Below are 17,905 nucleotides of genomic sequence, written 5' to 3' on the forward strand. Positions count from 1 at the left end.
GACGATGACACAAATTCACGATAGCGAAATCAATAACCGTTTTGGCAGCGCTCCTAGCGTTGGATTATTACGTGCGCGACCGATTTATGGGCCAGCGCCTCTGCTTGTCTTCCTACTCATTTTCTTTGTAGGGCCGCTACTTCTGGTGCTCGGTCAGAGTCTTTATCTGGCAGAGACCAAGATTGATTTCTCAGCATATGTAAAGATATTCACGGATGCCTACTACCTACGAGTGATTGTTAACACGATCGCACTGGGTATGCTGGTTACAGTCATTTGTGCAATTGTGGGCTATCCACTCGCCTATGCCATTTCACGATCTTCCGGTGCGCGAAAAAGTCTATTAATCTTCGCCATCGTCATACCTCTACTGGTAAATGTAGTGGTGCGCTCATTTGGCTGGATGGTGCTCCTGAGCGGGAAGGGTGCGCTGAATTGGGTACTTACCTCGCTTGGTATTCCTCCGGTCAGTTTGATGTATCAATGGAGCGGGGTGGTGATCGCGCTTGTCCACGTATTGCTGCCATTCATGGTTCTGTCTCTTGCCAGCACTCTGGAGAACTTGGATACGAGACTTGAGGAAGCCGCCGCCGTGTTGGGTGCAACGCGAGTGACAATCTTCCGACGCATTATTTTGCCGTTGAGCTACGAGGGACTCGTCACTGGGTCGATTTTAGTCTTCACGCTTTGTGTGGGCAGTTTCGTTACAGTGATGCTGTTGGGAAGCACTTCGACCATGGTGCTGCCTCTTCTTATCTATCAGCAACTTAACATCGTATCGGATTGGCCATTCGCGGCGGCTATGGGCATAACCTTGTTGACAATTATCATGATCACGTTGTGGCTGCAGTCTCGCGCTAGCCGACGACGCTGGAGGTAGTAATGAACACCCTTAGCTTAGAGCTGAGAATAGCGGTTGCGTTAACGATAGCATTTCTTGCGGCACCTGTCCTTGTCATCGTATGCGTGTCCTTTACTTCAGCCGAATTCGTCAGCTTTCCACCACGTGGGTTCTCGCTGCAATGGTTCGAGAAGGTGTTGACCGATCCGCAGTTCATTTATCCGCTGAGAAACTCGTTCGTGCTCGCTACTGCCGCGACTATTGTGAGCTTAACCCTCGCGGTTCCTGCCGGTATCGCTCTCGTGCGCAGCAATCTGCCATTTAAAGATGTGATGCTGGCGTTCATGTTGTCGCCGCTCAGCCTGCCGACAATTATTCTGGCTGCAGCGCTGCTATTTTTCCTGGCCCGTTTCGGGCTTGGCACTTCACCCGTCGGTCTACTTATCGGCCATGTTGTGATCACGGTACCGTATGTACTCCGAACGGTGCTGGGCGTCTATGCCGGAATAGGCACAGAGGTTGAGGAGGCCGCACGCACCCTGGGAGCTCGCCGGTGGCAGGTTTTCCGCTATGTAACCCTACCAATGATCCGGCCCGGACTTTTTGCTGGCGGCATTCTCGCCTTCCTGCTGTCGTTTGACGAAGTCGCGGTCGCACTTCTCTTATCGTCCGCCGATACGACTACTCTGCCGGTCGCTGTGCTGAGTTACCTTGTCTATAACTACGATCCTGCAGTGGCCGCTATATCGACCATACAGATTGTAATCGTCATCGTCATGCTTTTGGTTCTTGAGCGCTTTCTGGGCGTTAAGCATCTGATCGCCGTATCAAAATAGGTCGGAATACATGCAACATATCACCAGTATTCAATCGATGCCTCCCTATCTGTCCTTCCGTAATGTTCGCAAGCAATACGGATCATTCATTGCCGTAGATGATATCAGTCTCGATATAGCGTCAGGAGAGTTCGTGGCTTTGCTGGGTCCGTCAGGCTGCGGTAAGACCACATTATTGCGATCAATCGCAGGACTAGTCACGCTCACATCCGGAGATATTCACCTCGGCGGCAAAAGCCTACTTCGGGTACCGATCGAACGCCGCGACATTGGAATGGTCTTTCAAAGCTATGCGCTCTTTCCGCATATGACCGTGGCGGAGAATGTTGCTTTCGGGCTGCAGATGCGGCGCACGCAAAAGGCAAGCATTGTAGGGCAGGTTGAGGACGCATTGGCTCTCGTGCGCATGAATGGCCTGAAAGATCGCTATCCGGGGCAATTATCCGGCGGGCAGCAACAGAGGATTGCTCTTGCTAGAGCTCTGGTCACAAAACCGCGGGTGCTTCTGCTTGATGAGCCGCTGGCCGCGCTGGATGCAAAGTTACGCGAAGCTATGCAGTTCGAGCTTAGACAGTTGCAGCAGCAACTTGCAATTACAACTATTTTCGTCACTCATGACCAGCAGGAAGCACTCGCAATGGCAGATCGCGTGGCGGTCATGAATTCGGGGCGGGTAGAGCAGTTTGATACGCCGCGCATCATGTACGACAGGCCCAAGACGCCATTCGTTGCTGATTTCATTGGTCAGATGAACCAATGGTTGGCAAGGGTTGTGGACCAACGTGACGGGGGTGCACAGGTCGTAACAGAGGCCGGCGCCATGGATGTCGCAACTATTGACGGTAACATTCAGGACGGTGCTAGCGTCCTGCTGATGGTTCGTCCTGAAAAAATGAAGATCCGCACAAAACTTATGGCGAACGGAGCGGGTAATACCCTGCATGGCCGCCTCAAAGGAGTGATGTTCAGCGGTGAAAAGACGTTCTGTTACGTCGAGACCCCTTTGGGGCTGATGACCGCGAGCCTGCAGAACCAGACAACCGGTGCGGATGTTGGCCTCGTTGCGGGGGAGGAGGTTGTACTCACCTGGCGGCCAGAAGACACCATCGCGTTTCCGTCTACGTGAGGTCAACATCAAGAAGATCTGACCAACCAGTATTCTGAAAAATCTTCCGAAGGATTGCGCCCAGTATTCTGAGGTGGCGGATACGTGCTCCTTTATTTGGGACAATTGAGTTTAGCAAGCATGTCACGCCGCAGTTCGAGGAATAAGCGGATGCCCGGTTTCCTCAAGTTGCAGCAGCTAGGATAGGGCCTGTTCTTAGCGCTCACGCTACACATCCATGACTATGCCAACCCAGCACAATGGTAACTATGACCAATAAAATTTCAGATTTGCGCATCGATTCCAACCGTCTCTGGGCGGATTTGGCGGCAATGGCCGAAATAGGCCCCGGTACTTGTGGAGGGAATAACCGGCAAACTCTGACAGATGCCGACCGCGACGGGAGACTTTTGTTTCAATCGTGGTGCGAGGCGGCAGGATGCATCATGAGCATCGATTCCATGGGCAATATGTTTGCCCGGCGCGCCGGCACTGACCCGGACGCCATGGCGGTGATGCTTGGAAGTCATCTTGATACGCAACCGACGGGCGGTCGCTATGATGGCGTGCTCGGCGTTCTGGCCGGACTGGAGGTAGTACGAACCTTAAACGATCGTGGGATCCAGACGAAGCGCCCCATCGAAGTTGTCAATTGGACCAACGAGGAGGGGGCTCGTTTCGCACCTCCCATGCTCGCGTCTGGTGTCTTTGCCGGGGTCTACGACCAGGAATGGGCTTATGCTCGAACGGATGCGGAAGGGCTTTGTCTGGGCGACGAATTGGAACGAATTGGCTTCAAGGGCCCCGGTCCCCGCGTCGCCAGCATACCTTATGCCTATTTAGAGCTTCATATCGAGCAGGGACCCATCCTCGAGGATGAGGGCATTGACATTGGCGTGGTTACTCACGGTCAGGGGCTGAAGTGGCTTCGCGTGACGTTGATCGGTCAAGAGGCACATGCCGGTTCGACGCCGATGACCAGACGCGTTAATGCTGCTCTCGGCGTAGCACGAATAACAGAGCTGGTAGAACGGATCGCTCTGGATCACGCTCCAAATGGCGTGGGGACTGTCGGGCAGATGAATGTTCATCCTAACTCGCCCAATATCGTGCCAGGCAAGGCCACCCTAACAGTGGATTTTCGGCATCCACAGAAGGAAATGCTCATCAACATGGAGGCACGCTTCCAGGCTGGTGTGGCAATCATAGCGGAAGATATTGGACTTGAGGTCGCAATTGAGGACGTCGGCGGGTTCGATCCAGTCGCTTTCGATACCAATCTCCTGACGCAAGTTCGCGAAGCGGCGGAAGCGCTTGGCCTGTCTCATCGCGATATCGTCTCCGGTGCAGGTCACGATGCCTGCTGGATAAACCGCGTAGCGCCGACCGCGATGATTTTCTGCCCCTGTATCGACGGTCTCAGTCACAACGAGAAAGAAGAGATATCCCCCGAATGGGCCGCTGCTGGCACTAACGTCCTCCTTCACACGGCCCTCGAAGCTGCGGGTATCGAAACCTAACCCCAATTACTGACCACGCCAATAGACACAAGGGAGAAAACGATGTCGACAGTGATCAAAGGCGGAACCATTATCGCCGCTGACCGCAGCTACAAGGCTGATATCCTCATTGAGGGAGAGACCATTGCGGCCCTCGGCCCCAACCTTTCCGGCGACAAGGTAGTTGACGCGACGGATGCCTACATCATTCCCGGGGGAATTGACCCGCATACCCATTTCGAAATGCCATTCATGGGCACCACTGCGGCGGAGACGTGGGAAAGTGGCACTTTCGCGGCGCTGTCAGGCGGTACGACACTTGCCGTGGATTTCGTGATCCCTGACGAAGAGGGCCTTCTCAAGGCGGTTGATCGTTGGGAGGCACGCGCGGCCCAGCAGGCATGCACCGACTATTCTTATCACATGTGCATCACGGGCTGGTCCGAGGAAATCTTCCACGACATGGCCAAAGTGGTCGATCGCGGTATAAATACTTTTAAACATTTCATGGCCTATAAGGGCGCATTGATGGTCAATGATGATGAAATGTTCGCTTCTTTCCAGCGATGTGCCGCGCTTGGAGCGTTGCCTTTGGTACATGCCGAAAACGGCGACATCATCGCCTCTCTGCAACAGAAATATTTGGAGGAGGGGATCTATGGCCCTGAGGGACACGCGTTTTCGCGCCCTCCCGAGGTCGAGGGCGAGGCTACCAACCGCGCGATCATGATCGCCGATGCCGCCGGGGTTCCGATTTACATTGTTCATGTTTCCAGCGAGCAGGCTCATGAGGCGATTCGACGGGCGCGCCAGAATGGAATGCGGGTCTATGGCGAACCCCTCATCCAACACCTTACGCTCGACGAGACGGAATACTCCAACAGGGATTGGGACTATGCGGCACAGCGCGTTATGTCGCCTCCTTTCCGTGCAAAGTCGCATCAGGACAGTCTTTGGGCGGGGCTGATGTCAGGGTCGCTTCAGGTGGTGGCGACTGATCACTGTGCTTTCACAACGAAGCAGAAGCGCGTTGGGCTCGCCAATTTCGCTAAGATTCCCAACGGGACGGGTGGTATCGAGGATCGTCTATCAGTGTTGTGGACGCACGGAGTTGAAACCGGCAGGCTGACGCCGAACGAGTTCGTGGCGGTGACGTCGACGAATATTGCGCGGATACTCAACATCTATCCACGCAAAGGAGCAATCCTGCCTGGTTCTGACGCCGACCTCGTCGTCTGGGATCCGAAACTTTCAAAGACAATTTCTGCAACCACGCAGAAATCGATCATAGACTACAATGTCTTTGAAGGGTTCGAAGTGCGAGGGCGACCACGTTATACGCTTTCTCGAGGCGAGGTCGTATGGGCTGAGGGCCGTAACACCCCCGCCATTCCCGGCCGCGGCAAGCTTATCCGGCGCGCGCCTTTTCCAGCTGTCAATCGTGCATTGTCGACATGGAAAGAGCTCACTGCTCCCCGAGCTGTAACACGAACGACCGAGCATATGCCTAACGGCGTTTAAGCATCGCGTCCTTCATACTTAGTAGAATCCGTCGGCTAAGGCCAACCCATTAACTGATAATCTGTTTTTCTGGAGGAACTCCCCATGGCAGGCGACCATATGCATAACAATGACTGTGTCATTGAGGCTGGTTGGGCTCTCGTGACGCGAGGTGACACACAGCAACTCGAACGCGATGTTTCGATCATTATTCGCGGTAACGAAATTGTCGACATCAAACCAGGGCGTGTGCGTGGGTGGGAGGTTCGTGTAGACGCGAGTGATTGCGTTGTGCTGCCGGGATTTATTTCAGGTCACACTCATACAGCAGTTAGCAGTCCTGCCCGAGGGCTCATTGAGGGCGGCCGTTTCATGGATCGTCCCGTCGAAATGGCTATGAAACTTGACGATGAAGATCTTGACGCACTGACTGCTTACAACATGGCTGAAATTCTCAAGTCCGGCTGTACCACATTCGTCGAGATGAGTGCATCGGTACGGCACGCTGAGTCGTTTGAAAGGGTGGCTCGCGCCTGGGGGGTGAGAGCTTATATTAGTGTCATAGCTCCCAATATGGAGCGTCTTTATAAGCTCTGGTACAGAGACGATGATCAAATGCTATTTGATTCAGTTCCTGAAACGCTGCGCGAAATTGAGGCTGCCAAACAGTTTGGATTAGCGCTTAACAAGGCCGACGGCGATTTGTTGCGTGGGCAAATGGCTATTCATGCAGCTGACACGCATACCCCGGAGACGTTGAAGGCAGCGCAGATTGCTGCCAACGAACTTGGCAACGGAATCCACATTCATCTTGCCCAGCGCATTAGGGAAGTGGAAATTTGCGAGCGTTTGTGGGGGATGCGACCGGTAGCTTGGCTTGAAAGTTTAGGGTTCTTTTCACAACAGCCAGTCATCGCGGCGCATCTCTATCAAATGGATATGGTCAAAGACCCCGAAATTTTGAAGCGGCACGGCGTGAATTTTGTGCATTGTGCATGCATGGCGAGCCTCCTGCATCAAGGTACGCAACCTTTTCCTGAAGCACTGGCGAGCGGGCTCAATATCTCACTAGGTATAGATCAGCTTTCGAATGACTACATGGAAAATATTAAGTTGGCGACTCTCAATGGTCAGTTGCGTACAAATTTGTTGGAAAAATATTCGAAGGCAAAGATGCAGCGGCCCCAGATTATGGACGCCGTAAACGCCGCCACCGTTGGGGGTGCCAAGATGCTTCAGCGCGACGATCTTGGTAGGCTGGCCCCTGGAGCGAAGGCAGACCTCTGCGCAATCGATGTTACCAAGCCACTGGGAGGAGTGGGGGCACTTCCTCCCGAGCCATTGCACCACTTGCTCTATTCTAGTGGCCGTAATGTTCGGCATGTGATGACCAATGGCCGTTTCCAAGTTCTTCGGGGAAACCTGATCGTTGCCGATGAAGAACGCGTCATTGCCGAAGGCGGGCGGGTCAGCCAACAAATATGGAAGCTTCTGGAAAACCAGAACTGGTTTACGGCTGCGCCGCCGTCTAACTCCCGAGGGTAGCTTATACCGCCCATCGCCAGGGGCCTGGCGGTGGGCGTTCCAGTCGCTTGCGCGTGAGCGCTTAAGAATGATTGTATTTTGAGCAGGAATTATAGCTTTAGAGCTAGTTTGCCTGCAGTGGTATTCTTTGCCTTCTGCATTCTGAAAAGAAGACTAAGCAATCATCCCCCCGTTCTTTCACTTCCTCCTGATGAAAGCATCCTCTGTCTTGAAAGTGAAGGTGCTCGATTCACTGGCGGAGCTGCACTGCTCTAACCCGTTATTAAGGGGAAGGGGAGGGTAATTTTATGTCTTTTGAAAAATTTAAATTCGGAAAAAATGTAAACAAATGTAAACAGCACTTTTAGATGCTGTTATAATAAAAACAATCAGTTAGCTTTATTTTAAGCCCATTTTACACTTTTTTTGAAAATTGAGAGTTTTAGTCCAATTAAGTCGCCATTTATTGCAGCTCAATCCCTTGAGATGACCTTGTTCTTACTCAGAAATGGTTGTTGAAGCTGGGCGGATTGAACGTGTGTACACTCGTTTCGTGCGAAGCTGGAACAGCCTGCTTAGTGGCTTCCATCATAAATTTGAATCAAACCGGCTGATCAGATTCATAAAACTCGTTGGACGCTCATGGTGCAAAAGATGACAATGGGTCCATGGAGCAGAGTAGACCCACAATAGTGCATCTTCGCCGTATCGACCCCAGCCAGAACATGTCTCGCTTTTATAGCCTGGAGATGCAGCCAACCTTGTTTGGTGAAGTGTCTGTCATCCGCCACTGGGGAAGGATTGGTAGTTCTGGTCAAACCATGCATGAGCCGTTTGATAGCCAAGAAGACGCAGCGAGGAAGTTCAGCCATCTCAGGCAAGTTAAAATCCGGAAGGGCTATTGTCGGGCTGAAAAAAAGGGTAGTGATTACACAGCCTGACTAGGGGTAGGTTCAGGATACGTGTAAAAACCGGTCACAAGGCGTTTTTCTGGCCTAATCGGACGCGCTTTGTGATCTCCCCGACGCGGCCGCGGCTTACCCTTTGGCCGATTTTCTCATAAATTTTGCGAATGCTGAGATCGCTAGAGGCGGCAAGGGTTTCGATTTCGTGGATCAGCCAAGGTGCAAGCGGAGGGCGTCCGAGATGCTTGCCGCGCGCAGCTGCCGCTTTCATGCCGGCGGTGACGCGCTCGCTGATCAAAGAGGATTCCAGCTCGGCCATCGCGCCAATGATCGTGAACATTGCGCGCCCCATGGGACTTGCGGTATCGATCTGATCCTGAACGCTGATGAAGCGCACTCCGAGATGATCGAATTCCTCGAGTGCAGTCAGAAGGTGGCGGGTGGAACGGGCGAAACGATCAAATTTCCAAACCAGAACGCAATCGACCTCCCGGTTGCGAACGCTCGCCATCAGCGCGTTGAGCCTGGGACGTCCCTCGCGACGGCCTGAGACGGCGATGTCGCAGTAATCTCCGACGATTTGCAATCCTGCACGATCAGCATAACCGAGAAGGCCGTCATATTGCAGATCCGGCTTCTGATCGGGTGTCGAGACACGCAGATAGAGTGCCGCGCGGTTTTTGGGTTGCATGCGACGGCGGCTCCGTCCGGAAATGTCTTCCTTTTCGGACAACGAATCGCTATCTCCTAACGCCTTCATTTTACGCATGTTTCGCCACCCCTTCGGCGCACCCTTTTCTGGACACCTTATGACAGCTATTGACCGTACCGCCTACCCGCGCTCTGGAGAATGTCTCAGTCGGGAGGAACTGCAGCGCCGGTACTGTCTGAGTGAATCCGATCTTGTCTTCATTGACGGCAAGGCCCGTGGAACTTCTGGTCGCCTGACATTGGCAGTGCTGCTGAAGGCGCGCCAGGATGTGGGGTTCTTTCCCTCGCCGGGTGATCTGCACGCGCAGACCATCGCGTATCTGGCTTTGCAGCTTGGGTTGGAGGGGCCGTCGTCGCTGATCACTGAGACGACCGGTGCCAAGACGCTCTATCGTTATCGCGCGGCAGTACGCGCGTTCCTCAATGTCTCGCCTTAGTGCCCGACTCAAAATTGCAACCTTGCGATACGGCGTGTCATACGCCTGATTGACGAGATGAACATCCATGCCTCTGACGAGGCGATAGAGGCTTCCCAATCTTTAGCCAACCGACGGCAACGATTAAGCCAGGCGAAGGTTCGCTCAACGATCCACCGCCTGGGCAGAATTACAAAGCCTTTGGCCTGATCGGAGCGCTTGACGATTTCTATCGCCAGTGTCTCGATATGTGCCACAGCCGTTGTCAGCTTTTCGCCAGCATATCCGCCATCGGCAAAGAGTTTCCTCACCGTGGGGTGGTTTTGGCAGGCGCGCTCGATCAGATCTGGCGCACCGTCGCGGTCCTGAACGTCAGCACCATGCACGATGCCTTCCAACATGTTGCCTACCATATCGGTTACGATATGGCGCTTGCGCCCTTTGATCTTTTTGCCTGCATCATAGCCGCGCGGACCACCAGCTTCTGTCGTCTTCACCGACTGGCTATCGATAATGGCTGCCGTCGGCTCCGCCTTGCGGCCTTCGGACAGCCGTGTCATCGCAACCAGAATTTCATTGATAAGATCAAGCAAGCCGCTGTCGCGCATCCGGTAGAAATGGTACTGCACTGTCGTGAACGGCGGGAATTCCTTCGGCAACTGCGCCCATTGGCAGCCCGTTGTCGCCATATACTGGATCGCATTCCACAACGTACGTGGATCATGCTCGCGTGGACGTCCGACCTTGCTCATCGGCTGCAAAAGCGGCGCGACAACAGCCCATTCATCATCAGTACAGTCGCTTGTATAGCGTAAGCCTCGTCTGGCATAGTCGCGACGGGCGGTTTCAGTCCAGGCCATGTGATCCTCCGTAGTCTTGGTAAACCACAGAGAATCATAAACTCCTGAAATCGCTCAACTTAATTTTCGGTTCGGCTCTAAGCCAACTCGACAGTTTATCCGCAAAAGGATCCAGCTTGCTTGGTCGCTCTGCAACCGTAAATGTCGGCTCAATCGTTCCCGCGTTCAGATATTTGGTGATCGTGTTGCGTGAAAGACCGGTACGCCGGCTGATCTCCCGTATCGATTTCCTCTCGCGCAGTGCCATACGGCGGATGATGTTTAAAAGTCCCATGTGGATCACTCCGTTGCTCCCATCGCTCATAGCGGGGGAGTAGGTTCACATGGCTCAATTCTCGATGGAAACTAGTCGCCCAACCGGCTCAGTTCCGCGTGAAAACCAACAACCTCCGATTGAAATCGAAGGTCAGGTTACCCTTTAAATAAGGGGTCCCGTTTGGATGCCGATAACCCCTCAAATGGGGTCCTTATTCCATGCTTAATGACATCCGCTCCATAGGCCACCGTTCTGATAGGAGAGGAACGCACGAAGTGCAGCTTCTGCCTGTTCCGGTAAAAACGGGAAACTCGACAAAGCAGCCGTGGGCGAAAGAACGCCGTGGTCATTGACGGGGCAGCTCGCCAGATAGCCGTCAGGGCCATCAGACGAGGTCAAACCCCATCCACATTGGCCGTATCCCGCATATCCATTTGGGTTCCGGTTGCAATGCTCATAGTTGATCGTTGCATGGGCGACAGCCTGTTGCCAATAGTCTAAATCGTTATCAAGAAGCTGTCTTGGATCTAGCGCGCAAAACGAATATTGCGACAGAAAAAGTGGGCCGCCGAATGGCGTTCCTGCGGGAAGCTGATGTCCATAATAGGACTGCCCGTTGAGGTACTTTCCATCATTTTTCCAGCCCCGTTGATACACCCCAGGGTCGATGGGATGGGTTGAAGATCCCGCGGCAAGGATATACGCGACGAGGGCTTCGTTCCAACCGGTGATGGGTGTATTTTTGTACCATGAATATTGGGGGCTCCAGTGCCAATAAAGCGAAGGCCGGGCGCCGGGACGCACATAATTGGCCCATTCAACAGCATCGCAGATGATGTTGATGCGCTGTCGCAGATCGGTTTCCTCAACCGAAAGCCCGGAGAAAAATTCCCGCGCGCAAATCAATCCTTGAATAAGCAGACTGGTTTCGACCAGATCACCGCCATCATCCCTCGGCTTCCAACGCACTATCTTCAAATGGCTTGGCCGCACAAAATGCGGAAACGCACCGCGAAATCGATCGATCTGCTCAAGGCTCTGCATTATCGCCAAAAGGCGCAGACATGCCTCCTTACGGGATATCAATTTCCTATGGACGAGAACCACCAGAACCATAATTCCAAATCCGGTCCCACCTATCGAAACCAGATCAATAGTCGTAGCATTTCCTTTGTGTCTGCGATCAAAGGGGAGCCCGGTTTGATCATGCGCCCCGTCCCAGAAGTACGACCCATGCGCTTTTTGAACAGCATCCAACAAGATCGAAAGAGGCGAGTGGCGAAGCTCTTCGGCATCGTCTATCTGGCAGCTTGGCTTGGTCATATCGCGCAATTCAATTCGGAGAAAATCGCAAAAACATCAAGAACTACGTTAACGTAAAGTTATGAAAAGGATATCACCCACCATATCAGGAAATGGTGTTGAGGGTTTTTCTTTTCAGCGCGGCTTGTATATTTTAAGCACTTGCGCCGCGCCTCACGTTGTGCTGCGTAAATGGCTTCGGCGGCGCGATACGATGCTGGATGATTTAAACTCAATTGGGCATGGGATACTGAGATTGTTAGACAGAGAAAAGACGCAGCCGACCGATAATCTGATGGTCCGTTCGGTGGAAAAGGCTTTCAAAGTCATGGAAGCGTTTGACGGCGCCAATCCAGAACTGAGCCTATCACAGGTGGCGTCGCTCGTGGGGCTGGATAAAAGCGCTGCGCAACGGTTTACGCATACGCTTGTCCAATTGGGATACCTATCGAAAGACCCGACCACAAAGCGCTTTCAGCTGGGTGTCCGCGTGCTTGAACGTGCCGGTGTCTATATATCCAATGACAAGATTATCAGCAAGGCCATGCCTGTTCTGCTGCATTTGAGCAAGGAAACCGAAGAAACGGTCAATATGACCTTTCTTGACGGGCACGAAATCGTTTTCGTCGTTCGCTTTATGAGCCGATATGTGCTGGGCACCAATGTTGTGGTTGGCACAAGGCTTCCCGCCTATTGCACGGCCCCCGGAAGGGCCATGCTTTCGATGTTGCCGCCTGCACAGTTGGAACAGGTGCTTCAAGCCTCCGATCTCAGGCCATATACGAATGAAACCATATATGAATATGAGCCGCTCAAGGCATCCATTGCGGCTGCGAAAACCAACGGCTATGCGGTTGCGTGGAGCGAATATTACGCAGGCGATCTTTCTATCGCAGCCCCTCTCATCGATGCCAATGGCGCGCCGCGTGCCGCAATCAATATCGGCGTTTCCAGCGCACGATACTCCCGCGAACAGGTGGTTGAGAAATTTGGCGAGCTGATCAAGGCTGCCGCCCAGTCTATTGCGCTGTAAAGCCCTCCGTTCGTAAATCATTGAATCTCTGAAAATTCACCGAATAAATTCATCGCTTTGAATTTTTTTGGCACTTCCTATTGACAATTTTGCACGAAAGAATTGAAATTCAATAAATAGTATTACAATACAATACGGGAACAAAAATGACAGAGAATTGCATCCTTCGAGAGAATCGCGGTCGCGTATGTGTAATCACGCTGAACCGTCCGGAAATTCTCAACGCGTGGAACAAGGCAATGCGCGACGAACTGGTTCGCGCATTGGATCACGCCGATGAAGATGCCAGCGTACGCGCCATCATTTTGACAGGTGCCGGAGACCGGGCCTTCGGTGCGGGACAAGACCTCAACGAAACCAAGACATTTGATCCCGATCGGGCAGAAGAATGGATCGGCGAATGGAAGCGGCTCTATGATCGGTTGCGTTCGCTCAGCAAACCATTGATCATGGCGCTCAACGGTGTGGCCGCAGGTTCTGCGTTTCAGGTCGCACTTTTGGGCGATTTTCGCATTGCCCACGCCGGTGTGACCATGGGACAGCCGGAGATCAATTCCGGCATTACCTCGACCACTGGCCCATGGATCATGAAGGAAATGATCGGCATTGCACGCACCATCGACCTGACCTTGAGCGGCCGTATGCTGGACGCTCAGGAGTGCCATCATATTGGACTGATCAACAAGATCGTAGCACCGGAAGATGTTCTGCCCGAAGCTCTCAAGCTCGGCGAAATGCTGGCTGACAAGCCGCCTTTGGCGATGAAGCTGAATAAAGCCCGCTTCCGTGAGGTGACAGAAGCCACATTCCAGGATGCGCTTGCAGCAGGCATTAGAAATCAGCGCGTTTCCTATGCAGATGGCGAGCCGAACCGTATGATGGAAGCGTTCCTTGAAGAACGCCGGCGCCGCAAGGCTGCCAAGTAAACGGCACACATTCCAACGCATTTCTCAAGGTCTTCAAGTGAATAATAACGGCTTCGTATCATTGCTGCCCGAAGTGGCAGCCCGGTTGGGTGACGCTGTCTATGCGACCTTTAACGGTGTGCCTATTCATTTCGATGAATTGCACAGACAGTCGGACAGTGTTGCCGTCGAGCTACGCACCATGGGTGTTCATGCGGGGGACCGCGTGGCGCTGATGTTGCGCAACAGTCCGGAAAGTCTTTCGGCATTGTTTGGCATAGCCAAAAGCGGTGCGGTCTGGGTCCCGGTCAATATCCAGGCCAAGGGTGACAGCCTCAAATACCTCATCGAGCATTCAAGCCCGAAAGTTATCATTGCCAATGAAGATATCCTCCCCAATCTGCAAGAGTGCGGGGCGGACCTTTCGCAGACCATCATCGTTACGGATATTGGTGAGCGCAGCATCAGGAAGCTTGCTGAAGGTGGCCATGTCTTCAGCGAAGCTTTGCCGGAACCCGACGCCCTTTTCGCCTTAAACTATACGTCCGGCACCACAGGACGTCCCAAGGGTGTGCAGGTTACGCACCGGATGCTGCGCTATGCCTGTGAAGCGGTAATCCTCTGCGCCGATGCCTATGATGATGACATATTTTTTGTATGGGAGCCGCTTTATCATATTGGCGGCGCACAGTTGATTGCGCTTCCGCTGCTGCGTCGCATAAAGCTGGCAATGGTCGACAGATTTAGTGCCAGCCGTTTCTGGGAACAGGTCAACGAAGCTAGGGCAACGCATATTCATTATTTGGGTGGCGTGCTTCAGATACTTCTAAAACAGCCGGTGACCGAAGCTGAATTGCAACATAAGGTACGTGTGGCGTGGGGCGGTGGCTGTCCAAAGGAAATCTGGAGGGCGTTTGAAGAACGTTTCCGTCTGCCTTTGCGTGAGTGTTACGGAATGACGGAATCCTCAAGCATAACCACCTATAATGGTGATGGTGTTCTGGGTTCAGTCGGACGTCCGGTGCCGTGGCTTGCGGTCAAGATTTGCGATGACAATGGTGTCGAACAGCCTGTGGGTACGCCTGGCGAGATCATCATCACTGAGCGTGAGCAAGGTGCCGTTTTCAAAGGCTATTTCAACAATGTCGAAGCAACGCAAAAAGCCTTGCAACCCTACGGTTTCCGGACCGGGGATCTTGGTGCGCTGGATGCTGACGGCTATCTGAACTTTCTGGGCAGGTTGACGGATAGTGTGCGCGTGCGCGGTGAGAATGTTTCGGCGTTCGAAGTCGAGCATGTCGCGTCCAGTCATCCCGACGTTGAAGATTGCGCGATGGTGGGTGTGAAAGCCGATATTGGCGAGCAGGAAATCAAGCTGTTCATTCAGCCGCGCATCGACAGTGCACCACAACCGGCAGACATATCCTCATGGCTGGCCAGTCGTCTGGCCAATTTCCAGAACCCGCGATACATCGCGTTTGTCGACAGTTTTGAGCGGACACCCAGCCAACGCATCATGAAACATAGGCTTTCGCCTTCGCTTGAGGGTGTCTGGGACCGTACGAAGAATTAATGATCATCATAGGCGCGAAAAACGCGCAATTATGGGGAATGCAGAATGAAAGCCGCAGTCTTATACGAGTATGGTCAGGATCTGGTTATCGAGGATGTGCCCATCTCTGATCCAGCCGACCGTGAAGTCATGGTGAAGATCATGGCCACAGGTGTTTGCCATAGCGATCTTAGCGCGGCACGGGGCAAATCGCTGCCAAAACTACCCATGATTCTTGGACATGAAGCGTCCGGTATCGTCGAGAAGGTTGGCGCTTCCGTTACCAAAGTCAAAAAAGGCGACCGCGTTATTATTTCGTGGGCACCAAACTGTGGTGATTGTTTCTATTGCCAAAAGCGCCTGCCAACAATGTGCGGCGTTTATGGCGATGCGGCTGTGGGCGGAACGTTGTGGTATGGCAAGCGCCATCTGGGCAGCGCCGAAAAGCCGATCAATCATTTCACCTGTGTCGCAAGCTATGCGGAATATGCTGTTATTCCGGAAGCTGGTTGCTCCATCATTTCAGATGATGTGCCTTTTGAAGTTGCTGCCCTTGTTGGCTGTGCGGTAACAACGGGCTTCGGGGCAGTCGTTAACGACGCCCGTGTGCAGCCCGGTGAAGTGATTGGCGTCATCGGAGTGGGCGGCGTTGGGATCAATGCCATTCATACCGCAGCACTTGCGGGTGCAAAGGCCGTTGTCGCGATTGACATCAACCCTGATAAGGAAGCCGTGGCGCGTGAATTTGGAGCAACGCATTTCCTGAATTCTGCAACGCAGGACGTAGTTGCTGAATTGAAGGCGCTTAGTGACGGTCGTGGTGCCGATAGTATCATTGATTGCACGGGACGTCCGCAGGCAATTTGCCTTGCCTATGATGCGATCCGCTGCGGCGGAATCGTGGTTTCAGTCGGCATCGCGGCCAAGGGCGAAATGGTTGCTCTGCCTGCATCGACACTTCCCAATACCCAGAAGAAAATTGTTGGCAGCAATTATGGCGGCGGCGTTCCCGAGCTCGATTTTGAACGCATCCTCGCGCTCTACAAAGCTGGCAAATACGAACTCGACAAGCAGATCGGCAAGCGCATCCCGCTCGATCAGGTGAATGAAGCCTTCCGTTGGATGGAGCAGGGCGTGCTTGCCCGTACCATCATCTGTTTTGACCGTTAAACTGAGTATCATCGACATGACACAGGTTCAGTATCCTAACACACAGCTTTTCATTAACGGCCAGTGGATCAATTCCTCTGACGGCAAAGATCTTGCGGTCCTCAATCCGGCAACCGGCAAGGAAATCGGTCGCGTGGCACGTGCCACAACGGCAGATCTCGAGCTGGCACTTCATGCTGCCGAAACTGCTTTCAAAAGCTATCGCCGTACCACGGCGCGGGAACGTGCAAAGCTGCTTCACGCAGCCGCAGACAACCTTCGAGCCCGCATCGATGATATCGCGCCAATCATGACCCTTGAGCAGGGCAAGCCTTTGAAAGAGGCGCAGTCAGAATTACGCAATGCCGACGACGTCATTCGCTGGTTTGCGGAGGAAGCTATCCGTTCTTATGGACGTCTTATTCCTGCCCGTAACAATCATACCCAGCAGATTGCAATGAAAGAGCCGATCGGCGTTGTGGCTGCATTCACGCCGTGGAATTATCCGGTAGCACAGGCGATCCGCAAGATTTGCGGTGCTCTGGCCGCTGGTTGTACCGTCATCCTGAAAGCTGCCGAAGAGGCACCAGCGTCGTGCGCGGCCATGGTCAAGGCTTTTGCGGATGCAGGGTTTCCGGTTGGAAGTCTTAATCTGGTGTTTGGAACGCCTGCTGACATTTCTGGCTATCTGGTGCCACACCCAACCGTGCGCAAAATTTCCTTCACGGGATCGACTCCAGTGGGCAAGCAGCTCACCGCAATGGCTGGCGCCAATATGAAACGCGCAACGATGGAGTTGGGCGGCCACGCACCATATATCGTTTGTGCGGATGCTGATCTGGACGCAGCGGCAGCGATGCTGGTTGGTCACAAATACCACAATGCGGGTCAGGTCTGCATTGCTCCGACCCGTATCCTCGTTGAGGAAGGTGTATTTGATACATTCCTCGCACGCGTGACGACGGAAACCGCTAAGGTCAAGGTTGGCGACGGTATGAACCCTGCGACCACCATGGGACCAATGGCCAATGCGCGCCGTCTCGACGCGATGGATCGGCTGATCGCCGATGCAGTCGGCAAAGGCGCAAAATGCCTCACAGGTGGCGCCCGTCACAATGATGATGGCGGCTTCTACTATCAGCCAACCATCCTGACCGACGTTCCGTTGAATGCTGATATCATGCATGAGGAGCCTTTTGGCCCGGTGATGATCGTCAATCGCTTTTCGTCGCTGGACGATGCGATAGAGGAAGCAAACCGCCTTCCTTATGGTCTGGCTGCCTATGGCTTTACCGCATCACAGCTCAAGGCACTGCGTATGACGCAGGAAATCGAAACCGGCATGATCTCCATCAACGAATATGGCCTTGCCTATGCCGAGGTTCCATTCAATGGGGTGAAGGATTCCGGCTACGGTTCGGAAGGTGGCACCGAGGCTTTGGAAACCTTTCAGGTCGTGAAATTCGTTTCACAGCTAAATATTTAGAATTCACCTCCGTGAAATATTGACA

At 53.3% G+C, this 17,905-nt stretch carries 15 protein-coding genes and 2 pseudogenes; 13 read left to right on the top strand and 4 right to left on the bottom strand.

Annotation, left to right across the window (positions count from 1 at the left end; translation table 11 throughout):
• The first annotated feature begins 4 nt into the window (after window positions 1-4).
• From OPR82_RS18340 to OPR82_RS18370, 7 genes are all read left to right on the top strand, one after another.
• Window positions 5-880, top strand: a complete 876-nt coding sequence (locus OPR82_RS18340) for an ABC transporter permease (protein WP_265986354.1) — start codon at window positions 5-7, stop codon at window positions 878-880.
• A gap of 2 nt (window positions 881-882) precedes the next feature.
• Window positions 883-1,677, top strand: a complete 795-nt coding sequence (locus tag OPR82_RS18345) for an ABC transporter permease (RefSeq protein WP_265986355.1) — start codon at window positions 883-885, stop codon at window positions 1,675-1,677.
• Window positions 1,678-1,687: 10 nt separating this feature from the next.
• On the top strand, window positions 1,688-2,803 hold the full coding sequence (locus OPR82_RS18350) for an ABC transporter ATP-binding protein (protein WP_265986356.1): 1,116 nt from the start codon (window positions 1,688-1,690) through the stop codon (window positions 2,801-2,803).
• 248 nt (window positions 2,804-3,051) lie between these two features.
• Window positions 3,052-4,302 carry a Zn-dependent hydrolase gene (locus OPR82_RS18355; protein ID WP_265986357.1) on the top strand — a complete coding sequence of 417 codons (1,251 nt, stop codon included), beginning with the start codon at window positions 3,052-3,054 and terminating at the stop codon, window positions 4,300-4,302.
• A gap of 42 nt (window positions 4,303-4,344) precedes the next feature.
• The gene (gene hydA / locus OPR82_RS18360; RefSeq protein ID WP_265986358.1) at window positions 4,345-5,802 is read left to right on the top strand and encodes a dihydropyrimidinase; all 1,458 of its coding nucleotides are present in this window, start codon (window positions 4,345-4,347) and stop codon (window positions 5,800-5,802) included.
• Window positions 5,803-5,886: 84 nt separating this feature from the next.
• On the top strand, window positions 5,887-7,326 hold the full coding sequence (locus OPR82_RS18365; protein WP_265986359.1) for an amidohydrolase family protein: 1,440 nt from the start codon (window positions 5,887-5,889) through the stop codon (window positions 7,324-7,326).
• Between the two features lie 647 nt (window positions 7,327-7,973).
• The gene (locus OPR82_RS18370) at window positions 7,974-8,246 is read left to right on the top strand and encodes a WGR domain-containing protein (RefSeq protein WP_265986360.1); all 273 of its coding nucleotides are present in this window, start codon (window positions 7,974-7,976) and stop codon (window positions 8,244-8,246) included.
• A gap of 34 nt (window positions 8,247-8,280) precedes the next feature.
• Here OPR82_RS18370 and OPR82_RS18375 read toward each other — a convergent pair whose 3' ends face one another.
• Window positions 8,281-8,901, bottom strand: coding sequence for a recombinase family protein (locus OPR82_RS18375; RefSeq protein ID WP_235942979.1), 621 nt, complete (start codon window positions 8,899-8,901; stop codon window positions 8,281-8,283).
• Between the two features lie 118 nt (window positions 8,902-9,019).
• Here OPR82_RS18375 and OPR82_RS18380 point away from each other — a divergent pair.
• Window positions 9,020-9,349: pseudogene (locus tag OPR82_RS18380) on the top strand (DUF4158 domain-containing protein); the annotation flags it as partial.
• 17 nt (window positions 9,350-9,366) lie between these two features.
• On the opposite strand, the gene OPR82_RS18385 reads toward OPR82_RS18380, so the two are convergent.
• From OPR82_RS18385 to OPR82_RS18395, 3 genes and pseudogenes are all read right to left on the bottom strand, one after another.
• Window positions 9,367-10,197 (bottom strand): IS5 family transposase, encoded by an 831-nt coding sequence (locus OPR82_RS18385; protein ID WP_265986363.1) that lies wholly within the window; start codon window positions 10,195-10,197, stop codon window positions 9,367-9,369.
• A 70-nt stretch (window positions 10,198-10,267) separates the two neighbouring features.
• Window positions 10,268-10,471, bottom strand: a pseudogene (locus OPR82_RS18390) (helix-turn-helix domain-containing protein); the annotation flags it as partial.
• Between the two features lie 204 nt (window positions 10,472-10,675).
• On the bottom strand, window positions 10,676-11,776 hold the full coding sequence (locus OPR82_RS18395; protein WP_265986364.1) for a glucoamylase family protein: 1,101 nt from the start codon (window positions 11,774-11,776) through the stop codon (window positions 10,676-10,678).
• 235 nt (window positions 11,777-12,011) lie between these two features.
• Here OPR82_RS18395 and OPR82_RS18400 point away from each other — a divergent pair, with 235 nt between their 5' ends.
• The 5 genes from OPR82_RS18400 (at window position 12,012) to OPR82_RS18420 (ending at window position 17,880) form a co-directional block, all read left to right on the top strand.
• Window positions 12,012-12,788, top strand: coding sequence for an IclR family transcriptional regulator (locus tag OPR82_RS18400; RefSeq protein ID WP_265986365.1), 777 nt, complete (start codon window positions 12,012-12,014; stop codon window positions 12,786-12,788).
• A gap of 146 nt (window positions 12,789-12,934) precedes the next feature.
• Complete coding sequence (locus tag OPR82_RS18405) at window positions 12,935-13,714, top strand: enoyl-CoA hydratase/isomerase family protein (RefSeq protein WP_265986366.1); 780 nt, start codon at window positions 12,935-12,937, stop codon at window positions 13,712-13,714.
• A gap of 37 nt (window positions 13,715-13,751) precedes the next feature.
• Window positions 13,752-15,266 (top strand): class I adenylate-forming enzyme family protein, encoded by a 1,515-nt coding sequence (locus tag OPR82_RS18410; protein WP_265986367.1) that lies wholly within the window; start codon window positions 13,752-13,754, stop codon window positions 15,264-15,266.
• 45 nt (window positions 15,267-15,311) lie between these two features.
• Window positions 15,312-16,415 carry a zinc-binding dehydrogenase gene (locus tag OPR82_RS18415; RefSeq protein WP_265986368.1) on the top strand — a complete coding sequence of 368 codons (1,104 nt, stop codon included), beginning with the start codon at window positions 15,312-15,314 and terminating at the stop codon, window positions 16,413-16,415.
• 16 nt (window positions 16,416-16,431) lie between these two features.
• Window positions 16,432-17,880, top strand: a complete 1,449-nt coding sequence (locus tag OPR82_RS18420) for an NAD-dependent succinate-semialdehyde dehydrogenase (RefSeq protein ID WP_265986393.1) — start codon at window positions 16,432-16,434, stop codon at window positions 17,878-17,880.
• Window positions 17,881-17,905: the final 25 nt, after the last annotated feature.

The organism is Ochrobactrum chromiisoli, assembly GCF_026241335.1.
In the GTDB taxonomy this organism is placed as follows: domain Bacteria; phylum Pseudomonadota; class Alphaproteobacteria; order Rhizobiales; family Rhizobiaceae; genus Brucella; species Brucella chromiisoli.

Coding starts and splice junctions, on each gene's coding strand:
- OPR82_RS18340 (WP_265986354.1), top strand. CDS start 5: ATGACACAAATTCACGATAGCGAAATCAATAACCGTTTTGGCAGCGCT.
- OPR82_RS18415 (WP_265986368.1), top strand. CDS start 15,312: ATGAAAGCCGCAGTCTTATACGAGTATGGTCAGGATCTGGTTATCGAG.
- OPR82_RS18350 (WP_265986356.1), top strand. CDS start 1,688: ATGCAACATATCACCAGTATTCAATCGATGCCTCCCTATCTGTCCTTC.
- OPR82_RS18345 (WP_265986355.1), top strand. CDS start 883: ATGAACACCCTTAGCTTAGAGCTGAGAATAGCGGTTGCGTTAACGATA.
- OPR82_RS18370 (WP_265986360.1), top strand. CDS start 7,974: ATGGAGCAGAGTAGACCCACAATAGTGCATCTTCGCCGTATCGACCCC.
- OPR82_RS18420 (WP_265986393.1), top strand. CDS start 16,432: ATGACACAGGTTCAGTATCCTAACACACAGCTTTTCATTAACGGCCAG.
- hydA (WP_265986358.1), top strand. CDS start 4,345: ATGTCGACAGTGATCAAAGGCGGAACCATTATCGCCGCTGACCGCAGC.
- OPR82_RS18385 (WP_265986363.1), bottom strand. CDS start 10,197: ATGGCCTGGACTGAAACCGCCCGTCGCGACTATGCCAGACGAGGCTTA.
- OPR82_RS18355 (WP_265986357.1), top strand. CDS start 3,052: ATGACCAATAAAATTTCAGATTTGCGCATCGATTCCAACCGTCTCTGG.
- OPR82_RS18405 (WP_265986366.1), top strand. CDS start 12,935: ATGACAGAGAATTGCATCCTTCGAGAGAATCGCGGTCGCGTATGTGTA.
- OPR82_RS18365 (WP_265986359.1), top strand. CDS start 5,887: ATGGCAGGCGACCATATGCATAACAATGACTGTGTCATTGAGGCTGGT.
- OPR82_RS18375 (WP_235942979.1), bottom strand. CDS start 8,901: ATGCAACCCAAAAACCGCGCGGCACTCTATCTGCGTGTCTCGACACCC.
- OPR82_RS18395 (WP_265986364.1), bottom strand. CDS start 11,776: ATGACCAAGCCAAGCTGCCAGATAGACGATGCCGAAGAGCTTCGCCAC.